Source organism: Paenibacillus sp. PAMC21692, from assembly GCF_014303795.1.
Lineage (GTDB): Bacteria > Bacillota > Bacilli > Paenibacillales > Paenibacillaceae > Pristimantibacillus > Pristimantibacillus agaridevorans.
Map to the genome: position 1 here is coordinate 5,863,224 of NZ_CP060293.1, position 19,485 is coordinate 5,882,708.

At 52.5% G+C, this 19,485-nt stretch carries 13 protein-coding genes; 6 read left to right on the forward strand and 7 right to left on the reverse strand.

Features of this window, described 5'->3' with window-relative positions; genetic code table 11:
- Nucleotides 1-85 precede the first annotated feature (85 nt).
- On the forward strand, nt 86-1,417 hold the full coding sequence (gene nagZ, locus H7F31_RS24100) for a beta-N-acetylhexosaminidase (protein WP_187100843.1): 1,332 nt from the start codon (nt 86-88) through the stop codon (nt 1,415-1,417).
- An 8-nt stretch (nt 1,418-1,425) separates the two neighbouring features.
- On the opposite strand, the gene H7F31_RS24105 is transcribed toward nagZ, so the two are convergent.
- The 6 genes from H7F31_RS24105 to H7F31_RS24130 form a co-directional block, all read right to left on the reverse strand.
- Nucleotides 1,426-2,088 (reverse strand): potassium channel family protein, encoded by a 663-nt coding sequence (locus tag H7F31_RS24105; RefSeq protein WP_187100844.1) that lies wholly within the window; start codon nt 2,086-2,088, stop codon nt 1,426-1,428.
- 302 nt (nt 2,089-2,390) lie between these two features.
- Nucleotides 2,391-3,551, reverse strand: coding sequence for a Ger(x)C family spore germination protein (locus H7F31_RS24110; RefSeq protein WP_187100845.1), 1,161 nt, complete (start codon nt 3,549-3,551; stop codon nt 2,391-2,393).
- Nucleotides 3,544-4,626 carry a GerAB/ArcD/ProY family transporter gene (locus tag H7F31_RS24115; RefSeq protein ID WP_187100846.1) on the reverse strand — a complete coding sequence of 361 codons (1,083 nt, stop codon included), beginning with the start codon at nt 4,624-4,626 and terminating at the stop codon, nt 3,544-3,546. Before H7F31_RS24115 ends, H7F31_RS24110 begins: the two co-directional genes overlap by 8 nt.
- Before the next feature lie 14 nt (nt 4,627-4,640).
- Nucleotides 4,641-6,137, reverse strand: coding sequence for a spore germination protein (locus tag H7F31_RS24120; RefSeq protein ID WP_187100847.1), 1,497 nt, complete (start codon nt 6,135-6,137; stop codon nt 4,641-4,643).
- A 769-nt stretch (nt 6,138-6,906) separates the two neighbouring features.
- The gene (locus H7F31_RS24125; RefSeq protein WP_187100848.1) at nt 6,907-8,277 is read right to left on the reverse strand and encodes a (Fe-S)-binding protein; all 1,371 of its coding nucleotides are present in this window, start codon (nt 8,275-8,277) and stop codon (nt 6,907-6,909) included.
- Nucleotides 8,270-9,682: an FAD-binding oxidoreductase gene (locus H7F31_RS24130; RefSeq protein ID WP_187100849.1), complete on the reverse strand. Its 1,413-nt coding sequence runs from the start codon at nt 9,680-9,682 to the stop codon at nt 8,270-8,272. The genes H7F31_RS24125 and H7F31_RS24130 overlap by 8 nt, the downstream gene beginning before the upstream one ends.
- Before the next feature lie 150 nt (nt 9,683-9,832).
- On the opposite strand from H7F31_RS24130, the gene H7F31_RS24135 reads away from it, so the two are divergent.
- Nucleotides 9,833-10,531, forward strand: coding sequence for a FadR/GntR family transcriptional regulator (locus H7F31_RS24135; protein WP_187100850.1), 699 nt, complete (start codon nt 9,833-9,835; stop codon nt 10,529-10,531).
- 16 nt (nt 10,532-10,547) lie between these two features.
- Here the strand turns inward: H7F31_RS24135 and uvrA are convergent, their stop codons facing one another.
- Entirely contained in the window at nt 10,548-13,049 is a 2,502-nt protein-coding gene (uvrA, locus tag H7F31_RS24140) for an excinuclease ABC subunit UvrA (RefSeq protein WP_187100851.1), read from the reverse strand.
- Between the two features lie 177 nt (nt 13,050-13,226).
- Between uvrA and H7F31_RS24145 the strand changes: the two genes are divergently transcribed.
- The 4 genes from H7F31_RS24145 (at nt 13,227) to H7F31_RS24160 (ending at nt 19,402) form a co-directional block, all read left to right on the forward strand.
- Nucleotides 13,227-13,949, forward strand: a complete 723-nt coding sequence (locus H7F31_RS24145) for a MerR family transcriptional regulator (RefSeq protein WP_187100852.1) — start codon at nt 13,227-13,229, stop codon at nt 13,947-13,949.
- 134 nt (nt 13,950-14,083) lie between these two features.
- Nucleotides 14,084-14,473 (forward strand): helix-turn-helix domain-containing protein, encoded by a 390-nt coding sequence (locus H7F31_RS24150; RefSeq protein ID WP_187100853.1) that lies wholly within the window; start codon nt 14,084-14,086, stop codon nt 14,471-14,473.
- Between the two features lie 456 nt (nt 14,474-14,929).
- Entirely contained in the window at nt 14,930-17,017 is a 2,088-nt protein-coding gene (locus H7F31_RS24155) for a right-handed parallel beta-helix repeat-containing protein (RefSeq protein ID WP_187100854.1), read from the forward strand.
- A gap of 42 nt (nt 17,018-17,059) precedes the next feature.
- Nucleotides 17,060-19,402: a helix-turn-helix domain-containing protein gene (locus H7F31_RS24160; protein ID WP_187100855.1), complete on the forward strand. Its 2,343-nt coding sequence runs from the start codon at nt 17,060-17,062 to the stop codon at nt 19,400-19,402.
- Nucleotides 19,403-19,485: the final 83 nt, after the last annotated feature.

Below are 19,485 nucleotides of genomic sequence, written 5' to 3' on the forward strand. Positions count from 1 at the left end.
TTATTTGCCTTCGGCCTAACGGAGGGCTAAAATATAAGAACACGCTGACAGAGGTTGTTCAAAAAGCAAACAGGAGGAGATGCATATGCGCAAGGGAATCCTATCCGTAAAAGCCATGATAACCGCAGGTTTGATGGCAACAGCCTTGCTGTCAGGCTGCGGCAACTCTGCGCAGTCGGAGAAGCCTTCCGCGTCACCTACGACAACCGTCCAGCCATCTCCGGAGAGCTCGCCATCCGAAAGCCCGAGAGCTTCCGCCGAAGGTCCTGCGTCGACATTAAAGCCGAATACGCCGCCTCAGACGGACGATAAAGCCATTCTGGAACAGATTGAATCTATGACGCTGGAGCAGAAGGTCGGGCAGTTGACAATCATCGGTCTGGAAGGCAAATCGATGGACAAGTCGACGGAATCTTTTATCCAGAACTACCATGTTGGAGGGTTCATTCTATTTAAAGACAATATAACAAGCGCGAATCAGACGTTGAAGCTGCTTAATCAGTTGAAAGCTGCCAACGAGGCTGTACCAAACTCTGTGCCTTTGTGGCTCAGCGTCGATCAAGAGGGCGGCAAGGTCAACAGGCTGCCATCCGAGTTCGACAAGACGCCGACCGCGCGCCAGATCGCGAGCAAACAGAATCCGGAATATACGGAAGCGATCGGTTCCTCGCTTGGACTAAAGATCGGTTCGCTCGGTTTTAATATGGACTTTGCGCCCGTGCTTGATATCAATAGCAATCCAGACAATCCCGTCATCGGAGACCGTTCGTTCGGTAACGATGCCGAAACCGTCAGTCTCCATGGCTTGGCCATGATGGAGGGCATCACTTCGCAAGGCGTCGCAGCAGTCGCAAAGCACTTCCCCGGACACGGAGACACTTCCGTTGATTCCCATAAGGGGCTGCCCGTTGTGAACAAAAGCTTGAATGAGCTCAAAAGCTTCGAGCTGCTTCCTTTCGAAGAGGCTATTAAAGAAGATGTGGATGCGATTATGGTCGGCCATCTGCTGATGAAGAAGCTGGATGCGGAAAATCCCGCGTCGATCTCCCCTGCCGTCATCACCGGCTTGCTGAGGGAGCAGCTTGGCTACAATGGCGTCATCATAACCGACGATATGACGATGAAAGGTTTAACCGGCGGCATTAGCGTGGGTAAAGCTGCGGTAGAGGCGATATTGGCGGGAGGGGACATCCTGCTCGTCTGTCATGAATACAAGCTGCAGCAGGAAGCGTTGGACGCCGTCATTGAGTCCGTAAAGGACGGCGTCCTCTCGCAGGATCGATTGGACGAAAGCGTCTATCGCGTATTGAGCCTGAAAGCGAAATACGAGCTGTCGGACGCCGCCATACCCGATGTTGACCCGTCAGCGATCAATGCAGCGGTGGTAGACTCGCTTAAGGCTTTTCAAACGCAATAAATCATGACTCAGCCGCCGATCGCTTTTTCGAAGCGGGTAATATCGATATTTTTGCCAATGACGACCAGCATATCTCCTTCATAGATAAAATCGTCCGCATGCGGAGCTACGACCATCTCATTGTCCTTCCTGCGGATCGCCATAATGTTGCATCCGTACTTTGCTCTTACGTTTAATGTTTTGATCGTTCGCCCGCAGAAGTTATCCGGCGCGATTATTTCGACAAGACTATGCTCAGGCGACAACTCCAGATATTCCACCGTGTTTTTTGAGGTTACCTGATGGGCTACCCGAATGCCTGTGTCCCGCTCGGGATGCACGATCTGATCGGCTCCAAGCCCTTCGAGAACCCGTTGGTGGTAGTCGTTGTTCGCCTTGGCCGTTACATACGGGACGCCCATGTCCTTGAGGATCAACGTCGACAGAATGCTGGCTTGCAAGTCTTCCCCGATTGCCACTATGGCATGGTCCATATTATGGACGCCAAGCTGTCTCATTACCGCCTCGTCCGTCGAATCCGCCTGATACACATGCGCAAGAACAGGAGCGAATTCTTGCACGCGGCGTTCATCCCGATCAATTCCCATCACCTCGTGGCCCAGTGATACCAGCGTCCTAGTGACGCTGCCTCCGAACCTCCCCAGACCGATGACGACAAATTGTTTTTTCATAGTAACGCAGCCTCTTTTCTCTCATTCCTGTAACCCCAACGCTGATATGCACATCAAAAAACCACAGAGGTTAATTCGCTCTGCGGTCGTGAATCATACGAACACGGCTCGGCGTTTTGATGTGTTTGGTTCATTGCTAATGCTACTCCTTTCGAAACCAAATGTAAAAGCCGAAACGAGGATGCCATTATTAGGATTGACCGAAAAAATGCCGTTAGAACGTTTACAATGCGTCCAAGATCAGCCAATCGCGAATTATGAAGTCCTTGGACCGTTTTACGCGTTTTCCGGCCTGGGGCAAACTACTTTTCGAATTTGCCTACGGACTTGATTGTTACTTTCGTTTCGCAGCGTATGTCCATGTTTTGATACACGGCTTTCCAATCCATGTTTTTCCATTCTTTATAACTTAACGAATTCCGTACATGTTTCCCGATTCCGATACTATCTACGCCTAATTTCTGAAGCTCCTTAACCATGCTTTCAGCCTCATTGTTGATGTGAGCGGCTATAGCCTTCTCCAACCGCTCCTTATCCGATTCCATGTTTAATTGCAAATCGCCTAGATATTCCAGAAGAACTCCATGAATTTTAATATTAATATCGGCACGATACAAACGCTCCCCGGGCAACGTTTTGATTTTCACCTTGCTGTTTCCGGCAAGCGAACTAAACATCGCTTTCTCCCCTTTTCTTTCTTGAACGGCAAAGTCGATATTAATCTCCCCGTATTTGAAGGAACCCTTTAAAAACGCGAATATTAAGGAATGATCGCTATCGATGCGCGAAATATAACGGTCTCCATCGAACAAGGCGATGCCGCTAGCTTCGATATGCGTCCCGTGTTGCTTAATGATTGGCGCAACCGGATCAACGCCGTCATCCATATAATCGCGCATAAAGCTATAAAGAGTCGATTCGGGAACCCTGTTGTTCATGACTTCCTTTTCCAGTAAATGATCGATATATGGACCCGTATTCATATGGGAGGGATACTCCTTTTTCAACATTTCATTTGCGGTTCCTTCGACTACTACGATTTTCAGACGCTGCGAAACAGCCGGATCCCGCATGAATCCGTCCAAATACGGCATAATTCCTTTAGATGCAAGCTGCAAGTTGAATAAAGCCGTGCGCATCTGTCCGCTTGCGAGCGATAATTCCGTCTGCTTGGCTAGACGGAATCTGCCTTCTTTCCCCGTACTGGCCACGGTTTGTAGAATCAACGGATGCTGCCTGCCGCTCTCGGCGCTGACAACGGGCAGCCAGACCGTTACGCTGAGCTGGTCTTTCTTTACTTTGTTGCCAGGCGCGGATCCTTCCGCTGATTTGCCTTTGGACAGCCAATCGTACCCTACTGAATAGATAAACCCTTGTTTCTCCAGAATGCGCTGATCCCCGCATCCTGCCAGCACTCCTAATAAGATGACGATCATTACCCCTCGAACGAGTCGATTATGCATGCCCCTGCTCCTTTCTTCGCTGAATCAACAAGATGAGAATCAAGAAAACCGGCAAACCGATCGCAATGATAACTTGGCCGTAACCGAGCCACTTCAGCCAAATCTCTACCTTGCTTAACGTATCGGGAAGCCAGGACACCCCATAGATGACGATGAGCAACGCGGCTGCGAGCAGCTTAGATTCCGCTTTGGGAAACATCCGGTTCAGCGCTTCGGTACTCGCCCAGATATACAAAACGATTGTGATTAACACCGTAAAGAAGAAAAAACCAAAAAACAACGTTTCTATGCGCTCCACGAAGGGCAGTCGAATATACGATAACATATCCAGCATCGGGAAGCGGAAAGCGGTAAGCTGCCCAAGGCTGTAGAAGCCGAATGCCACGAAAGCATACAGGGTATACAAGACGCCGGTCAACAAATTACCCGCATGCACCGCCTTAATAAATCCCTTCTTTGCATTGACGTAAGGGAAAAGAAGAAGCGTTAACTCGTAGCCCAGGAACGCCGAATAACCGTTCAAACCGCTTGTTATCGTTTCCGTGCCTCCCTTTAACAAAAACGGCGTCAGTCGTGCAAATTCGAAGTTCGGTCCAAAAAAGAGAAGCAGCAAGCCCATCCAAACCGTTAACACGAAAAACGCCATCGTTGCTTTGGAGATGTTATAAATCCCTTTAATGAGCAACAAAAAAGCGACAATATCTATGAGGAGCTTAAAAAGCATAGGATGCGTAGTGGGAAAAGCCATCGTTTGAAAAATATAAACATAATGTTTCGCTACCATACACCCTAATAACGACCAAACGACAATTAAAACGAAATAAAGGGGATATGCCCCTATTTTTGTCAACGACGTCTCCAATATCTCAAAAACAGACCTTCCTTGGCCCAATCTGTAAACCACTGCAATCAAGCCGATATTTAGCGCTGCGATCAGCGTAAACACCGGCACCATCAACCAGCCGTTGTAGCCGAAGACCTCTGCCATAATCCGTGGAAGGCTAAACACGACCACTCCCGTCTGAATCATATACACCATAATCGCGATATGGACAGGATACAACTTCTCTTTCATAGGCGGTTCCTCGCTTATTGTTTGATCCTCGTCTTCCGTTTGTTGGGAGAACGGGACTGTGAAGGCCGTTCCTGTATCCAACTAAAGGGAGCGCGTATGAAGATATCAAGCCAATCCTTAAAGTTGATTGGTGCTACCGGTGTCAAATACGACGATTTTAAGCTAGTCAAGCCGCTCAAGTGAATGAAGATGATGGCAATCGCCATCACGATCCCAAAATTTCCAAGGAGTCCTGCCATTAATAGCAGCCCGAACCGGATTAACCGGATCGATGCGCTCATCACATAACTTGGAATAACGAAAGAAGCGATCGCAGAGGAGGCTACCGCAATGATTAAGATATTGCTTGTCAGTCCAGCCTGCACTGCCGCTTGCCCGATCACGATACCGCCTACGATGCCGATGGTTTGGCCGATTTTTGTCGGAAGTCTGGCACCAGCCTCACGCAGCAGTTCTATGGTGATCTCCATAAGCATCGCTTCGTACAAGGGAGGAAAAGGGACGCGGCTCCTGGATTGCGTTATTGTAATGAGCAAGTCCTCGGGAATCATCTCGTAATGGAAGGTCGTAACGGAAACGTACAGCGCTGTAAAAGAGATCGTAATGACGAAGGCGATGAACCGAAGCATTCTGGTCATCGTGCCAATCGCCCAACGTTGATAATAGTCATCCGATGAGGCAAAAAACTCAAAAAAGGACGATGGCGCGGAGAATGCGGACGGACTTCCGTCCATAACGACGACAATCTTTCCGCCTGCCAGTTTGGATGCTATGGCATCCGTTCTTTCCGTTGTCTGAAACAACGGGAATACGGAGTTCGGATGATCATCGATCAGTTGAGCCAGCATGTTACCGTCATGTACGACATCAGTCTCGACGAGCTCAATTCGTTTCTTCATTTCCTGCACGTTCTCTGTATTGGCCAGACCATCTATATACAGCAGATAAACATCCGTCTTCGAAACCTCGCCCACCTGCAGCTTGAGCGCCTTCAGGCGAGTTGATCTTATCCTGCGACGAATAAGCGACAAGTTAATAAGAACGGACTCGACAAAGCCGTCATGAGGTCCATTGATGGAGGTTTCCGTCTCCGATTGCGAGATGCTTCTTGTCTCCGGCAAGGAGACGCTTACGAGATAAACACTGCCTTTGTGGAACAAACAGACATTACCGTCCAATACCCCTTTCGACGCTGATTTGCAATCCAAAGCGGGCTTGTATTGAGAGCGGCTCAACACCTCTTCCATCTCGTCCGGTGTAATGGAGCGGAACGAATCGGATATTTCTCTGGTGAACTCTTCGTTGCCTACCAAATGGCTGAAATACAGCATATCCAATTGAGACTCCGGCCAACTCCGATGAATGAGGTCAGCGCAATCCGCGAATAACTCTTGCATGATCGGAAGCGTTGGATGCCGCTCGAGCAAGGCTTGCTGATCAATCGAATCGACATCGCGAAAAGCATTTTTGTTGTCTTTGCCGGGCCTTAACCATTTGGCGAGCAATGACATAGGATTCCTGCCTCCTAACATGGGTTGTTGCTATAATATTCGCAAAATTTTACAGTCCCATTCAGGAGCGGCCCCCTTCATCTATTAAGCCATGAGAAAAACCGTCAGGAGAAACTACCCTGACGGTTCTTTGAGTTCGAGTATGGCCACATTGCGTGAACAAAACGATAACGAGCTTGCCGAAATAGCTATGGAATTCCCTCTAGGACAACCCCTTACAGGTTATTTGATGTTGCGTCTCACCGACAAACTCGAACATTGCATGTTTGGATCGATATCCCCGCTACTCAGAAGGTTAGTTTCAGAGCTAAGTAACGGCGACTCGTTGCCGTTGCCGGGGCTGTGCATAGTACGGGCCGAAAATCGGCCTCTCTGTACATTTGTGCATTTCTCCCCAATTTCTCAGATAAATGGAGCCTTTGGATACCAAATTGTACGAAAATACACAAATTCTCGCTTCATATCTTCGATCGGGACGACTTTGAATCAATATTTGTGTATTTGTACAAATGTACGAATAACTTATTTTTACCTCATCATAATTGTGTATTTTTGCTCAATTTTATTGTACCGTTAGTTCATGGTTTTTTCTGAGTGTGACGTAGATACAGCCAAATTGTAATTTTTCGAGCCCCACGGCAAGTCGAATCGAATTTTTTCAAGATAAGGACCTCATCCCTCACTTTACAGTGGAAATCGAGGTCCTTTCACGTATAAAACCGAACGTTCCCTTATCATTCGAACACTTTTGGGACAGCCCCCGGCTTTTTTATTTCTTTGATGGAAGTATCCGGTCATACAAGTAGTCCACGATATGCATTGCCTCCATGCGGAAAGGCGGCTTGTGTTTTTCGATCCCATGCTTCATCTGGAGCAGGCAGCCCGGATTGCTTGTCAGCATATAGCTCGCTCCCGTCTGGCAAGCATGCTCCATCTTATGCTCCAGGAGCTGGCCGGCCATCTCCGGCTGAGTCACGTTGTAAATGCCGGCAGAACCGCAGCAGCGGTCGGCTTCCTTCATCTCGACATAGGAAACGCCCTCCACGCTTCGCATAAGCTGGCGCGGCGCGGAAGAACCTTTCATCACGTTGCGCAGATGGCAGGAATCCTGGTAGGTAACTGTGCCTTGCCCGCCTTCCGCAGCAAGCTCGGCGAATGCCGGGATTCTCCCCTTCTCGACCACAAGCTGGCTCACATCCTTGACTCGCTCTGCGAACCATTGCGCTGCCTCCCGCACATCGTTGTCGGCATCTTCGCCAAGCAGATGATCATATTCCACAAGAAGCGCGCCGCAGCCTCCCGCATTGGAGGCGATATAGTCTACGCCGGCCTCTTTGAATACGCGCACGTTCGTCTTTGCAAGCCCGCGAGCGTCGTCCATCTCTCCGCTATGCGCATGCAAGGCGCCGCAGCATACCTGCGTCTCCGGGATGACGACGTCGAAGCCCGCTTCCGACAACAGCTTTACCGTATTCACGTTCGTCCCCGCGAACATGACATCCATAATGCAGCCCCGGAACAACGCTACGCGGGCAATGGCTTCTCCTTTGGCAGGATAGAAGGTCCCAAGCCGCTCCACCACGCCCTTCGAGGATGCATCCGGCAGAATCGCCTCCATCTCCTGGAGATGCTTGGGGAACATCTTCATCAAGCCCGTGCCTCGAGCAAACTTCTGTAGGCCCGACTTCTGATAGAAGCCCATAGCTCCGCCTAGCAGCTTAAGTTTGCCGCGGTTAGGGAATACGCCTTTAAACATGACCCGGCGAAGTCCGCGCACCGGCAAACCATGCTCCGCGTGATCCTCGATCGCGTCGCGCGCCTGCTCGATCAGCTGTCCGTACTTGACGTCCGCGGGGCACGCGGGCTCGCAAGCCCGGCAGCCCAGGCAATGGTTCATCTGATCCTGGAACACCTGGTCGGGATCCATTACCCCATCGGCGACCGCTTTCATCAGGGCGATACGGCCGCGCGGCGATTCCGGCTCCAGTCCCGTCTCGCGGAACGTCGGGCATGCCGGCAAGCAGAACCCGCAGCGCATGCAATTGGTGAGCTGGTCGTAATCCAGCTTGTTCAGCAGCGTTTGCGCCAGCGGATTGGCATGCTTAATATCCGGCTTCTTCATCACGGTTCCGTTAGCCATGCTGCAACACCACCCTTTTCCTCGTTTCCTTCGCGAACAGCTTGCCAGGATTCAGCAAGCCTTGTGGATCGAAGGCCGCCTTGATGCCCTTCATCACCTCGATGCCTGGCGCTCCTACCTTCCATTCCAGATACGGCGCCTTTACGAGTCCCACGCCATGTTCGCCTGTAATGGTGCCTCCCAGTTCGATCGCCGCTTCGAAAATTTCCGCAAAAGCCGCTTCGACACGGTGCACTTCCTCCGTGTCTCTCGCGTCCGTAGTCGCCGTGGGATGCAGATTGCCGTCTCCCGCATGGCCGAAGGTAGCGATCGTCACGTTATGCTTGCGGGCGATCTCGTTAATGCGCAGCACCATATCCGCGATCCGGGAGCGCGGCACTGTCGCGTCCTCGAGAATCGTCGTCGGACGAAGCCTCGCCAGCGCCGTGAAGGCGCTGCGGCGGGCCGTAAGCAGCTTCTCCGCTTCCTCCCGGCTTTCGGCCACCTCCACGCGATCCGCCGCTTCCAAGGCGCAAATTTCGCGAATGCGCGCAATATCCCTCTCTACCGATGCAGCATCGCCATCCTGCTCGATAAGCAGAATCGCTTCCATATCGCGAGGAAGACCAAGGCCAGCGAAGTCGTCGACCACGCGAATCGTCGGATTATCCATAAATTCCAGCGTAGCCGGTATGATGCGGTTCTCGATAATGCGGGATACCGTCCGAGCGGCTCCATACAGATCGCGGTACATCGCCAGCATCGTCTTTTTGGTCTGAGGCGGCGGGATCAGCTTGAGCGTGGCCTCGGTAATAATGGCGAGGGTCCCCTCGGAGCCGACAAGCAGCTTCGTCAGATCATAGCCGGCAACGTCCTTCATCAGCTTGCCGCCGGTTCGTATAATGTCGCCGCTGGCCAGAACCGCTTCCAGCCCGATGACGTAATCCTTTGTCGTGCCATACTTCAATCCCCGCAAACCGCCAGAGCATTCCGCGATATTGCCGCCGATCGTGCTGATCCGCATGCTGCTGGGATCGGGCGGATAAAACAGACCGAGAGACTCCACATGCGCGATCATCTCGGCCGTAATAAGTCCGGGCTCTACCGTTACGGTCAAGTTCTCGGTATCCGTCTCGATAATCCGGTTCATGCGATGCATGACCATCACGATGCCGCCCTCCACCGGCACGGTCCCTCCGCAAAGGTTGGAGCCGGAACCGCGGCTTACCAGCGGAACGCCATGTTTGGACAGCAGCTTCATAATGGCGGATACCTGCGCCGTGGATTCAGGATAGATGACGCCTTGCGGCAAGCTTTGCAGCATGGGGGTTCCGTCATACGAGTGGGCAACCAGCGCCTCGGGATCATTGCGATAGTGGCGTTCGCCGACAATGGCGCGCAGTCCTTCAATCAATTCGGCATTCATGAAATAGACCTCCGTTTTCCAATCAATAATATAGATCAGGTCATCTGATGACTTTGCAATCATTATAGCTTATGCTTATATTAAAATACAGACCTAATTTTAGAAATGCTATATCGACGGCTTGCCAATAGATGACGGAGGTAGCGCACTATGAAAATCGAAACAGAAAAAGGACACGAGATCGTCAGCCGTATCCTCTTGACGAAAATTAGCGAGGGAGAATGGAAGCCGGGCGATAAACTGCCGTCCGTGGTGGAGCTGTCGTCTTCGTTCGGCGTTGGCCGATCTACCGTCCGCGAGGCGCTAAGCGCCCTTAAAGCGATGGGCTGGCTCGATATTCGCCATGGGGGCGGCACCTTCGTTAAGAAGGAACTTCCCAGTGAGCGCAAGGACGGCGCCGATCCCTTTAAGGATGCCGCCTCCATGATGGAGCTGCTGGAGGTGCGCAAGGTGCTGGAGACCGGCACGGCGTCGCTTGCCGCCCGAAATCGCAAGGATGAAGACCTTGACGCATTGCAAGCCATCCTCCGCACGATGCGCGAAGCGCTGGAGAGAGACGATACCGCGGCGGGAGAACAAGCCGATGTCGCCTTCCACGCCGCCATTGCCGCCGCTTCGCATAATTCGCTGCTGTCCGGCTTAATGGATTCTCTGGCAGAACGGCTTGGCCGCACGATCGGACAGACGCGGGAGCTTTGGTTTTACCAGGAGACGTCGACCGCGGTCCGCTTGCTGGAGGAACATGAAGGGATCTACGAAGCGATCGCCGCCGGAAATGCCGAAGAAGCGTCCCGATTAATCGGGACGCATCTAACAAAGGTCGAGAACGTATTGCGAGAGCGTCTCTAGCCGCTCGCGGCGCCGCTTATGGCAATCGGGCCCTTAAGAAGCGTCCCGTGTGGGAAGCTTCGATTGCGGCAACCTGTTCGGGGGTTCCCTGCGCCATGACGCTGCCCCCCGCCGCTCCGCCTTCCGGGCCGATGTCGATGACGTAATCGCATTGCCGGACAACGTCGATATTATGCTCGACGACAATAACCGTATTGCCCGCGTCCACCAGCTTGTTTAGCAGTACCATCAGCCTGCGGACATCGCCCGGATGCAGGCCGGTCGTCGGCTCGTCGAGCAGATAGACCGCATGCTTGCCCGTCCCCTTGCCCAGATGCTTTGCCAGCTTGATGCGCTGCCCTTCTCCCCCGGACAGGGTACTGAGCGACTGACCCCACTTCAAATAACCAAGGCCGACCTCGCAGAGCAGCTTAAGCGTATCGCCGACCTTTGCGAGACCGCCAATCACGGTCAGACTCTCTTCGATGGATAGATCGAGCAGATCGGATATACTGTATCCTTCGTGCGTGACGGCCAGCACCTCGTCCTGGAATCTCCGTCCCTTGCATGCCGTGCATCGCACCTCGATCTCCGGCAGGAAATGCATATGGATCGGCACGACGCCAAGTCCCTGACATCCCTCGCAGCGGCCGCCAGCGGTATTAAAGGAAAAATGTTTGGCCGTCAGCTTCCTTCTCTTTGCCTCGGGAAAACTTGCGTACCAATTGCGCAGATGCGTATACACATCGGTGTAAGTCGCGATATTGGAGCGCTGCATGCGGGACAGAGGCGATTGATCCACTTTGATGAGCGAGCCCGCATGCTCCCAGCCTGTTATGGCCTTGCACCCTGACGGCGCAGGTTTGTCCGGACCGGATTCCGCCAGCAGATCGAACACTAGCGTCGACTTCCCGGAGCCGGATACGCCCGTTACCGCTACCAGGCACCCCAGCGGAAAAGCAGCCGTGACATGCTTTAAATTCCGAAGCGTCGCTTCCCTAACCGTCAAAAATTGCCCCGTCCCTTCGCGGCGATTCGAAAGCGCAACCCCCTTCTCCAGTTCCTCCCTGAAATACGCGCCCGTTACCGACTTCGGCTGTTCCATGAGTTCCTCGAGCGTGCCTTGTCCGACAACGTTGCCGCCGAATGCGCCCGCTCCGGGACCGATGTCGATAATGTGATCGGCTGCCCGCATCACTTCTTCGTCGTGCTCGATAACAAGCACCGTATTGCCAAGGTCGCGCAGCTGCTTCATGACCGCGATAAGTCCTCCCGTATCCTTGGGATGCAATCCCGCCGTCGGCTCGTCGAGAATATACAGAACGCCGGTCAGACCCGAGCCAATGATTGAAGCCAGCCTCAGCCGCTGCGCTTCTCCTCCGGACAACGTCACAATCTGGCGGTCGAGCGTCATATATCCGAGCCCTGCTTCAATAATCCGCCGGATTCTCACGATCATGTCATGGATCAGACTTCCGACGAGCTTCTCTTCGTCGTCCGAGAGACCGTCCCTCATCTCCTCCAGCCAGGCGAGCGTCTTGCCCAGCGCACCGTAGGATGCTTCATGGATGGCCAGTCCGTTCACTTTTACAAGCAGACTCTCCTTCTTGAGCTTCGCGCCTTCGCAGCTATCGCAAATCCGCTGCTCGAACAGCGCCGCTTCGCCGGATTCGCCGCCCTTCTCTTTGAACCTTCGCCATATGCCCGTGACGATGCCTTCGTATTTGCCTTGACTCACCGTCTTCGGCGCCTTCATGTCGGGAAAGCGGGAAGCGAACGCTTCGCTGTCGACTCCATAATACAGAAGATCCAGCGCGGCGGAATCGAATTGCGCAAGGCGCTGATTCTCGTCGAATGCAACGCCGTAATGCTTCGCCGCCGCCTTAAGCGTGGCGATATTGTAATCGGCCCAGGCATCGAACCAGATGGAAACCGCCCCTTCCCGCAAGCTTTTGCCGTTATCGAACACCGCCTCCATGTTAAGCGTCGATACATGTCCGAGTCCGTCGCAGCTCTCGCAGGCACCTTCCGGCTTATTGAAGGAGAAATGGGACATCGTCAGCCTGTCCAGCGAATGACCGCAGGCGCCACAGTTCACGGCAGCGTCTCCTCCATTGTCGTCTTCCCATAGCCCCGCTGCCGGCTCCGCTTGTCCAATGACGCTGGCGACGTTCTCGCCGCAATTCGGGCAGGGTCGTTGCCCCAGCTTCGCATATACGATTCGCATGAGGGTGTAGATATCGGAAGCCGTCCCAATCGTAGAACGCGGGTTGCGATTGGTCTGATGCTGCCCGACGCTGATGGATGGCGAAAGGCCCTCAATCCCCTCGACCTTTGGCTTGCCCACGTTATCGGACACCAGCCCCATCGACTCCATATACTGCCGCTGGCATTCGCGCTGGAGCGTATCCATGGCGAGCGTCGATTTGCCCGAGCCGGAAGGTCCGGTTACGACGATCAACTTATGCTTCGGGATGGACAACGAAACATTTTTCAGATTGTTTTCACGCGCGCCTTTAATCTTAATCATACCGTTCATTCTTTTGCCTCCCAGTCCGATTTTGATCCAACCCCATCATTCTACAACATTCATGCAAGTCCGAAGCTTTGAGCGTATAATGGATGTAATAACGCCGTTTTTTGACCATCAATCCGTCAAGTAACTTTAAGGTATTAAATGAAGGTTCGACGACGGCGAATAGAAAGGGTGAGCTTGATGGGACAAATCAGGATCTGGAAGCCGCTGCAAATCGCCAAAAGCCTCCGAATTAGCACAAGCGCGCTGAGGCACTACGAGAGCTGGGGGATCGTGCCTCCGCCCGAACGGTCGCCGAGCGGATATCGGCTCTATACGGACGAACATTACGCCTACTTCGCTTGCATTCGCGCCATGTATCCCGGCTACGGTATGGATACGGTAAGGCAAGCAATGTCGCTTATCATCCAGAAACGCATGCACGAGGCGATGTGGCTGATCAACAAATGTCAGGCAGCGCTTCACGAGGACAAAGTAATTGCCGAGAGAACGATTGAACTGCTGGAGAAGGAAGACTTGTCCGAGGCCGACCGGAGAGGCGGGCGAGGCAAAATGACGATCAGCGAAGCGTCGGAGCTTACAGGCGTGCCCAGCACCGCAATTCGCCATTGGGAGAAGGAAGGATTATTGGAGATTCCTCGCGGCGAGGATAACGGATATCGCTTCATGACCGGCATGCATGTCCGGCAAATCTCCATTATTCGAACGCTCCGTGCGGCTAATCACCCGCTGGACGTCATTCGCGAGGTCATGGTCCAGCTTAACCATAATCATATCGGAAATGCGCTTCGAATCGCCCGCGAGGCAAGCGATTATTTAGATCATCGACTTCGGAATCAAGTCAAGGGGGCACACTATTTTTATCGATTATGTCTGGCAACGGGGTTAATGGATGAGGGCTAGCGACAGAGCGATATAGACACTCAAAAATTAATTTCGCGGACAGAAATTGGACAATAATATACCTTTTGTATCATTTTCTGCTATAATAAATGGCAACGACATGGGTCTCGCGGACTAAGGAGGAGCCAATGCAGATGGCAAGATACGGAAAGAGAATCGCGGAGCTCCGCAAAAAGAGGGGAATGAACCAGGAGACGCTTGCCGGGCTGTTGGGCATTACGAGAGCGTCCCTGTCCCATTACGAGACGGATCGCAGGGAGCCGGACTTCGAGATTTTGACGAAGATGGCCAATTTGTTCCGAGTGTCATTTGACGATCTTATGGGCCGTACGCAGCATGTGGCAACCGACCCCGCACATCATATAACGGAATTTTTAAACCGCGTCGAGTTGGCCGACGATCAAATTGAAAGCCGTTACGAGCTGACCATAGACGGTCGCAAGCTAACGCCGGACGAGACGCGGCGCTTCATTGCTTTCATTCGCTCTGAGCGAGCTGCGCATTCGGATCGGACAGGCTTTTAGCGGGTTCCTTGCCGACTTCGATCAGATGCGCGATGGACTCCCAGCTGATGCCAAGCCGGTCGAGGATATCGCAAACATCGAGCACTACTGCTCTACTGTTGCTTTCTACCATATCATAACCCTCTTTCCGCCCAACATTGGTATGTACCCGAGTTCATTATACTAACGTCGGGCGGATTCGTAAACGGACATCATTTGTCATCCGATGAGAAATTTTGTCGAATACCCCCGGATTGAGCCTCGACTTGACATTTAATCGCAAATTCTCTCCATATCCTCATAATCAACTCCTTAGCCACCCCTTACATTCGATCGTAATGTAAATATGGTGCCCTAATAGGAGGCTACTGTGAAAAAACCGATTCAGTGTACATTATTGGAATACTCTTGCAGCCCGCCATAACCCCATATATAACTATAGTTGAAGAGACAGATCAAAGGGGGTATGAGATCGCGATGACCAGGACGATCTACGTGGCGACGGATGGCAGCGACCGGGACGGAAACGGTACTGTGAAAGAGCCGTTCGGAAGTTTGGATCGCGCCGTGCAAGAAGTACGAAACCTTACCGCAGCCGGACTGCTCAAACCTGTTACCGTTTATATTCGGGGCGGTTGTTATGAACGGTCAGAACCGTTATGGCTTGACGAAAGAGATTCCGGCTCCCCGGAATGTCCCGTCACTTACCGCGCTTATCCAGGAGAAGAGGTCGTCATCACGGGCGGCAAAGCCGTTACGGGGTGGGAGCGGATGGAAGACGGAATTTGGCGAGCGTCCTATGATCTCGACTACGTCCCTTCGACTTTGTATGCGGATGGTCGTCGCGTCCTTCAGGCACGCCTGCCGTCAGTGGGCTACTATGAGACGGATACTCCAATCACCCCCCTACACGATCATAGACTAGGCATCACGTTCAAAGAAGGCGAAGCTCCGGAGATCCCCGCGGGCGATTGCCGCTTGTCCGTCTTTGTATGGCCCGGGGAAGGAGAATGGAACTGGTTCTCGGAGACGAAAACAGCCGTTCATTACGATGCAGCCAACCGATACCTCTCCTTCGGCAGTCCCGCTTCCTGGCCGATCGGCGAAGGCTCGAGATTTTATATTCAAGGCTCGCTTGCATTTTTGAGGTCACCGGGCCAATTCTGCATCGACGAATCCCGGGGATACGTGTATTATCGGCCGGCGGACAGCGGCGCGGATCCCAATGAACAGACGATCATTGCGCCGGCAATGAAGCGAATATTGCAAATACAGGGCTCTAGTCCCGAACTTCCCGTCTCGGGAATCACCTTCTCCGATCTGACGTTTTCGTGTACGGATTTTTTCCCGGAATACCGCATGATGGAAAATAACGTAGAGCGGGATGAGCATCGCGAAGGACTCATCTATATGAGAAACGCGGCGAATATACGGATCGAACGCTGCAGGCTGCTGCAATCGGGAAGCTGCGGCATCTATCTCGACAGGGATGCAGCCGGCATCAGAATGGACGGCAACATCATTGCAAGCTTTGGACATATCGGCATTAGCCTTAGCGGATATGCGCCGGGCGAAGGTGCTTTTTCCGGCCCCGCTGCAGCCGACCGGAACGGCCATCATGCCATTACGAACAATTACATCGAGCATGGCGGCGAGCTTGTCGGCCACGGCTGCGGCATCTTGCTCTACCAAAGCGGACATAACTTGATCGCGCATAACCGCATCTCCCATATGCCGAGATACGGGATTTCCATGAAAGGGCTGCGGTACGGCGAGATGCCCCCCGAATTGTACGGCTTGACGGTAACCTGGGATAATCACTGGGACTTCCTCCACGCGCGGGATAATCTCATCGCGGGCAACGATATTTCAAACGTGATGGAAGACAGCCAGGACGGAGGCATGATCGAGGCTTGGGGCGTCGGACGGGGCAATATCATTACGAACAACGACCTTCATGACAGCGGCATTCATTTCTCTTTTGGATTCGGCATCTATCTCGACGATGCGGCAGACGACTTTACCGTCTGCAATAACGTCATTCGAGGTTTATACAGCACAGGTAAAGGGAAACTGTGGATGTTGATCTTCTCCAAAGGGATCGGCAATCGCATCTTCAACAACCTGCTTGTCGATAATCCCATGGCGATCTCGGGCATCGGCTCGCAGGAAATGGCCGGAGAGCAAAATAAAGCTATCGAAATCGCTTCCAATATCGTATATAATTCGGGAAACCTTTATTATTTTGTTAATTACGCCGACGAACGGTTCGCTTCCGCCGACCGAAATCTGTATTGGCGGAATGGAGAGCCTTGCCGAATTGCCGGAGAGCTTCCCCTTGTGCCAAAAGGTCCCGACGAACTGGGACGGAACGTTTACGAATGGTCGCAATGGCGCACTCTCAAGGAGGGCAGCTACGACGCCGCTTCTCTATGCTGCGATCCCCTGTTCGTCGACCGGGCCTCCGGCGATTATCGGCTTCAAGCAGAATCTCCGGCCTATTCGCTTGGCTGGCAGGACATTGCGCTCGGCGAATTCGGTCCCAGGCAGTCGTATCCCGTGTGATGTAACGACCTACTCATCCTATGCTCGGGGGGCTTGAATACCATGAAAGTCGTGTTCGGCTTCTATAAGTCCAAAAAGTATTTGCAGCGGGTTATGCTGTCCATCGTGACGACGATGGTGCTTGTTCTGGTCGTGTCTTCGATCGCCAACACTTATATGCTGGAGAGAACCGTCAAGCGCATCCAGGAGGACTCCAACCTTAAGGTGCTGTCTCAAATTCGCTATAATCTGGCCTACATGAACGACATGATCTCCAGACTTTCCAATTTCGTTTACCGCGACAATTTCCTGATCCCGCTTATGTTCAGCACGGAATTGCCCAAGATGGATCTCATCAGGGGCCACAGGCAGATGGCCAATATTATGGAGAGCACATCGTTCCTAGATTCCATGGTCATCTACAACAAGTCGCAATCGGAGCTGTACGGCACCAGCGTCAACTTTATGCTGGACGGGGGCATTACGAAGGAGCGTATTCGTAAAGCGCTGATCAACGACCGGCCGCATCCCACCAACCGACTTATTCCCATGAGTCTTAACGGCAGCGTAAACCGGATCGATACGTTCGCATTTATTGTCACCGATTCATTGAAATCGTTTACAGAAACACAATCGGCTATTATCCTGTTCATTAAGTCGGATTGGGTATTCGACAGTCTAAAGAAGATGAACGTAACGAGCGGGCGCGACCTCGGGGAAGTCTATATTCAAACGGAGGACGGCTCTCTGTTGACATCCGACGCCGGCGCAAGCTACGCGGGCGCGGAGAATCAGAGCCGGCTGACGCAACTCGTTCATGCGGACAAGGTAGCGCAGGGCGGAACGACATCGGGATTCGTCATAGGAGAGGTTGCGGACAGGAAAAGCATGGTTACATATATGGATGACAGCCTGGGAGCATGGACGATTCTCTATATACAGGACTATAAGCAGCTTATGGCGGAAGTAACCAAATCGCGCAATGGATCGCTGGCGATCTCCGGCATCTTCCTGCTGTTCGCCATCGCCGTATCGATCGGGTTGTCCTATAAGCTCTACAATCCAATCGAAAACATGCTTAAGCAAATCAGGCCTTATCTGGCTGCGAACGATCGGAAAAACGAGCCTGCTGCCGGCGACGAGCTTGGTCTCATGAGCGAGAATGTGAAGCAGCTGTCGGACCAGCTCAAGGAGATCAGCTCCGAGCAGATCGTAAGCAAATATTATGTCAGAAGATTTCTTACGGATAGTCTTCTGTTCTCCCATGCCGATATGCAGCATCTGATCGAAAAACATAATCTTAACATTAAAGCCATGGACGGACTGCTGGTATGCGTGCTGAAGTTCGATCACTTCGCCGCTTACGACGGCAAGGTCGGCAACTCGTCCAAACTGCTCTACAACTTCGCGATCGTTAATATCGCTGTCGAGATCATGAGCAAGTCGTATCCTTGCGAAGCGGCAGAGATGCGAGGCGATCACTTCGTACTCATTTTGTCCAAAGTGCGGCGAGAAGATGCTGCTGCAATCGAGAACGTCCAAGGCATGCTGCGCGAGGTTCAAGATACAATCGACCGGTATTACGGGCTGTCGCTCACTTGCGGCATCAGCGACCCAATCTCTCAATTTCCTTCGCTCTCCTCGGCGTATGCGCAGGCGTTGCGCTTATGCCAATACAAGCTCGTAAAAGGCCACAAGTCCATCATCTCGTCAAAGGATGTTCGCGACAATCTGGCTAGCAAGCAGTCCGATCTCCCTGATGGGGTGACGCGAAAGCTGACCGAGGCACTCAAGAAAGGTCAATTGACGAACGCCGGAGGCGAATTGGAGAAGGCGTTTTCCCTAATCGCGGGCTACAATTACGATGACATGATTCGTGCCGTATCCAACCTGGCCTTCCAACTGAAAAACGTAGCGGGAGAAATCAATGACAATCGGATTGTCGCTTTTACGATCGATATGGAGAACCTGCATCAGCTCCTGCAAGAGAAGGAGACGCTTTCGGAGATGTATCTCTCCCTCCTCTCGGTATGCAGCCAAATTTGCGAAGGGCAACGCCCGGCCAATATGGAGCGCAACGAGATGATGCTGGAGACGGTAAAGGAGCTGATCGAGCAGCGTTTCACCGACATCAATCTTAGTCAGCAGTCTATCGCGAGCACAGTCAAGCTGTCTTCCGCCTACATCGGCAAGCTGTTTAAGGAAAGCTACAACATGTCCATTACGGAATACATAAACGAGGTGCGTCTTAAACATGCACAGAAGCTTCTGGAGGGAGACAGCTATACGATCTCGGAAATTATGGACAAATGCGGGTACGCGAATCAAAGCTATTTCTTCCGCCTCTTTAAGGGCAAGGTCGGCACCACGCCGAAGGAATACCGGATGAAAAAATCGTTAACCTGACCGCAAGCGATAACGAAGCAACTCCTGCAACTCGGATCTTCCAGGCCGGCAATCGGCCGCGGAAGGTCTTTTTTTGCTGTCAT

Coding starts and splice junctions, on each gene's coding strand:
- uvrA (WP_187100851.1), bottom strand. CDS start 13,049: ATGAACGGTATGATTAAGATTAAAGGCGCGCGTGAAAACAATCTGAAA.
- H7F31_RS24130 (WP_187100849.1), bottom strand. CDS start 9,682: ATGAATGCCGAATTGATTGAAGGACTGCGCGCCATTGTCGGCGAACGC.
- H7F31_RS24105 (WP_187100844.1), bottom strand. CDS start 2,088: ATGAAAAAACAATTTGTCGTCATCGGTCTGGGGAGGTTCGGAGGCAGC.
- H7F31_RS24155 (WP_187100854.1), top strand. CDS start 14,930: ATGACCAGGACGATCTACGTGGCGACGGATGGCAGCGACCGGGACGGA.
- H7F31_RS24125 (WP_187100848.1), bottom strand. CDS start 8,277: ATGGCTAACGGAACCGTGATGAAGAAGCCGGATATTAAGCATGCCAAT.
- nagZ (WP_187100843.1), top strand. CDS start 86: ATGCGCAAGGGAATCCTATCCGTAAAAGCCATGATAACCGCAGGTTTG.
- H7F31_RS24115 (WP_187100846.1), bottom strand. CDS start 4,626: ATGAAAGAGAAGTTGTATCCTGTCCATATCGCGATTATGGTGTATATG.
- H7F31_RS24110 (WP_187100845.1), bottom strand. CDS start 3,551: ATGCATAATCGACTCGTTCGAGGGGTAATGATCGTCATCTTATTAGGA.
- H7F31_RS24135 (WP_187100850.1), top strand. CDS start 9,833: ATGAAAATCGAAACAGAAAAAGGACACGAGATCGTCAGCCGTATCCTC.
- H7F31_RS24120 (WP_187100847.1), bottom strand. CDS start 6,137: ATGTCATTGCTCGCCAAATGGTTAAGGCCCGGCAAAGACAACAAAAAT.
- H7F31_RS24145 (WP_187100852.1), top strand. CDS start 13,227: ATGGGACAAATCAGGATCTGGAAGCCGCTGCAAATCGCCAAAAGCCTC.
- H7F31_RS24160 (WP_187100855.1), top strand. CDS start 17,060: ATGAAAGTCGTGTTCGGCTTCTATAAGTCCAAAAAGTATTTGCAGCGG.
- H7F31_RS24150 (WP_187100853.1), top strand. CDS start 14,084: ATGGCAAGATACGGAAAGAGAATCGCGGAGCTCCGCAAAAAGAGGGGA.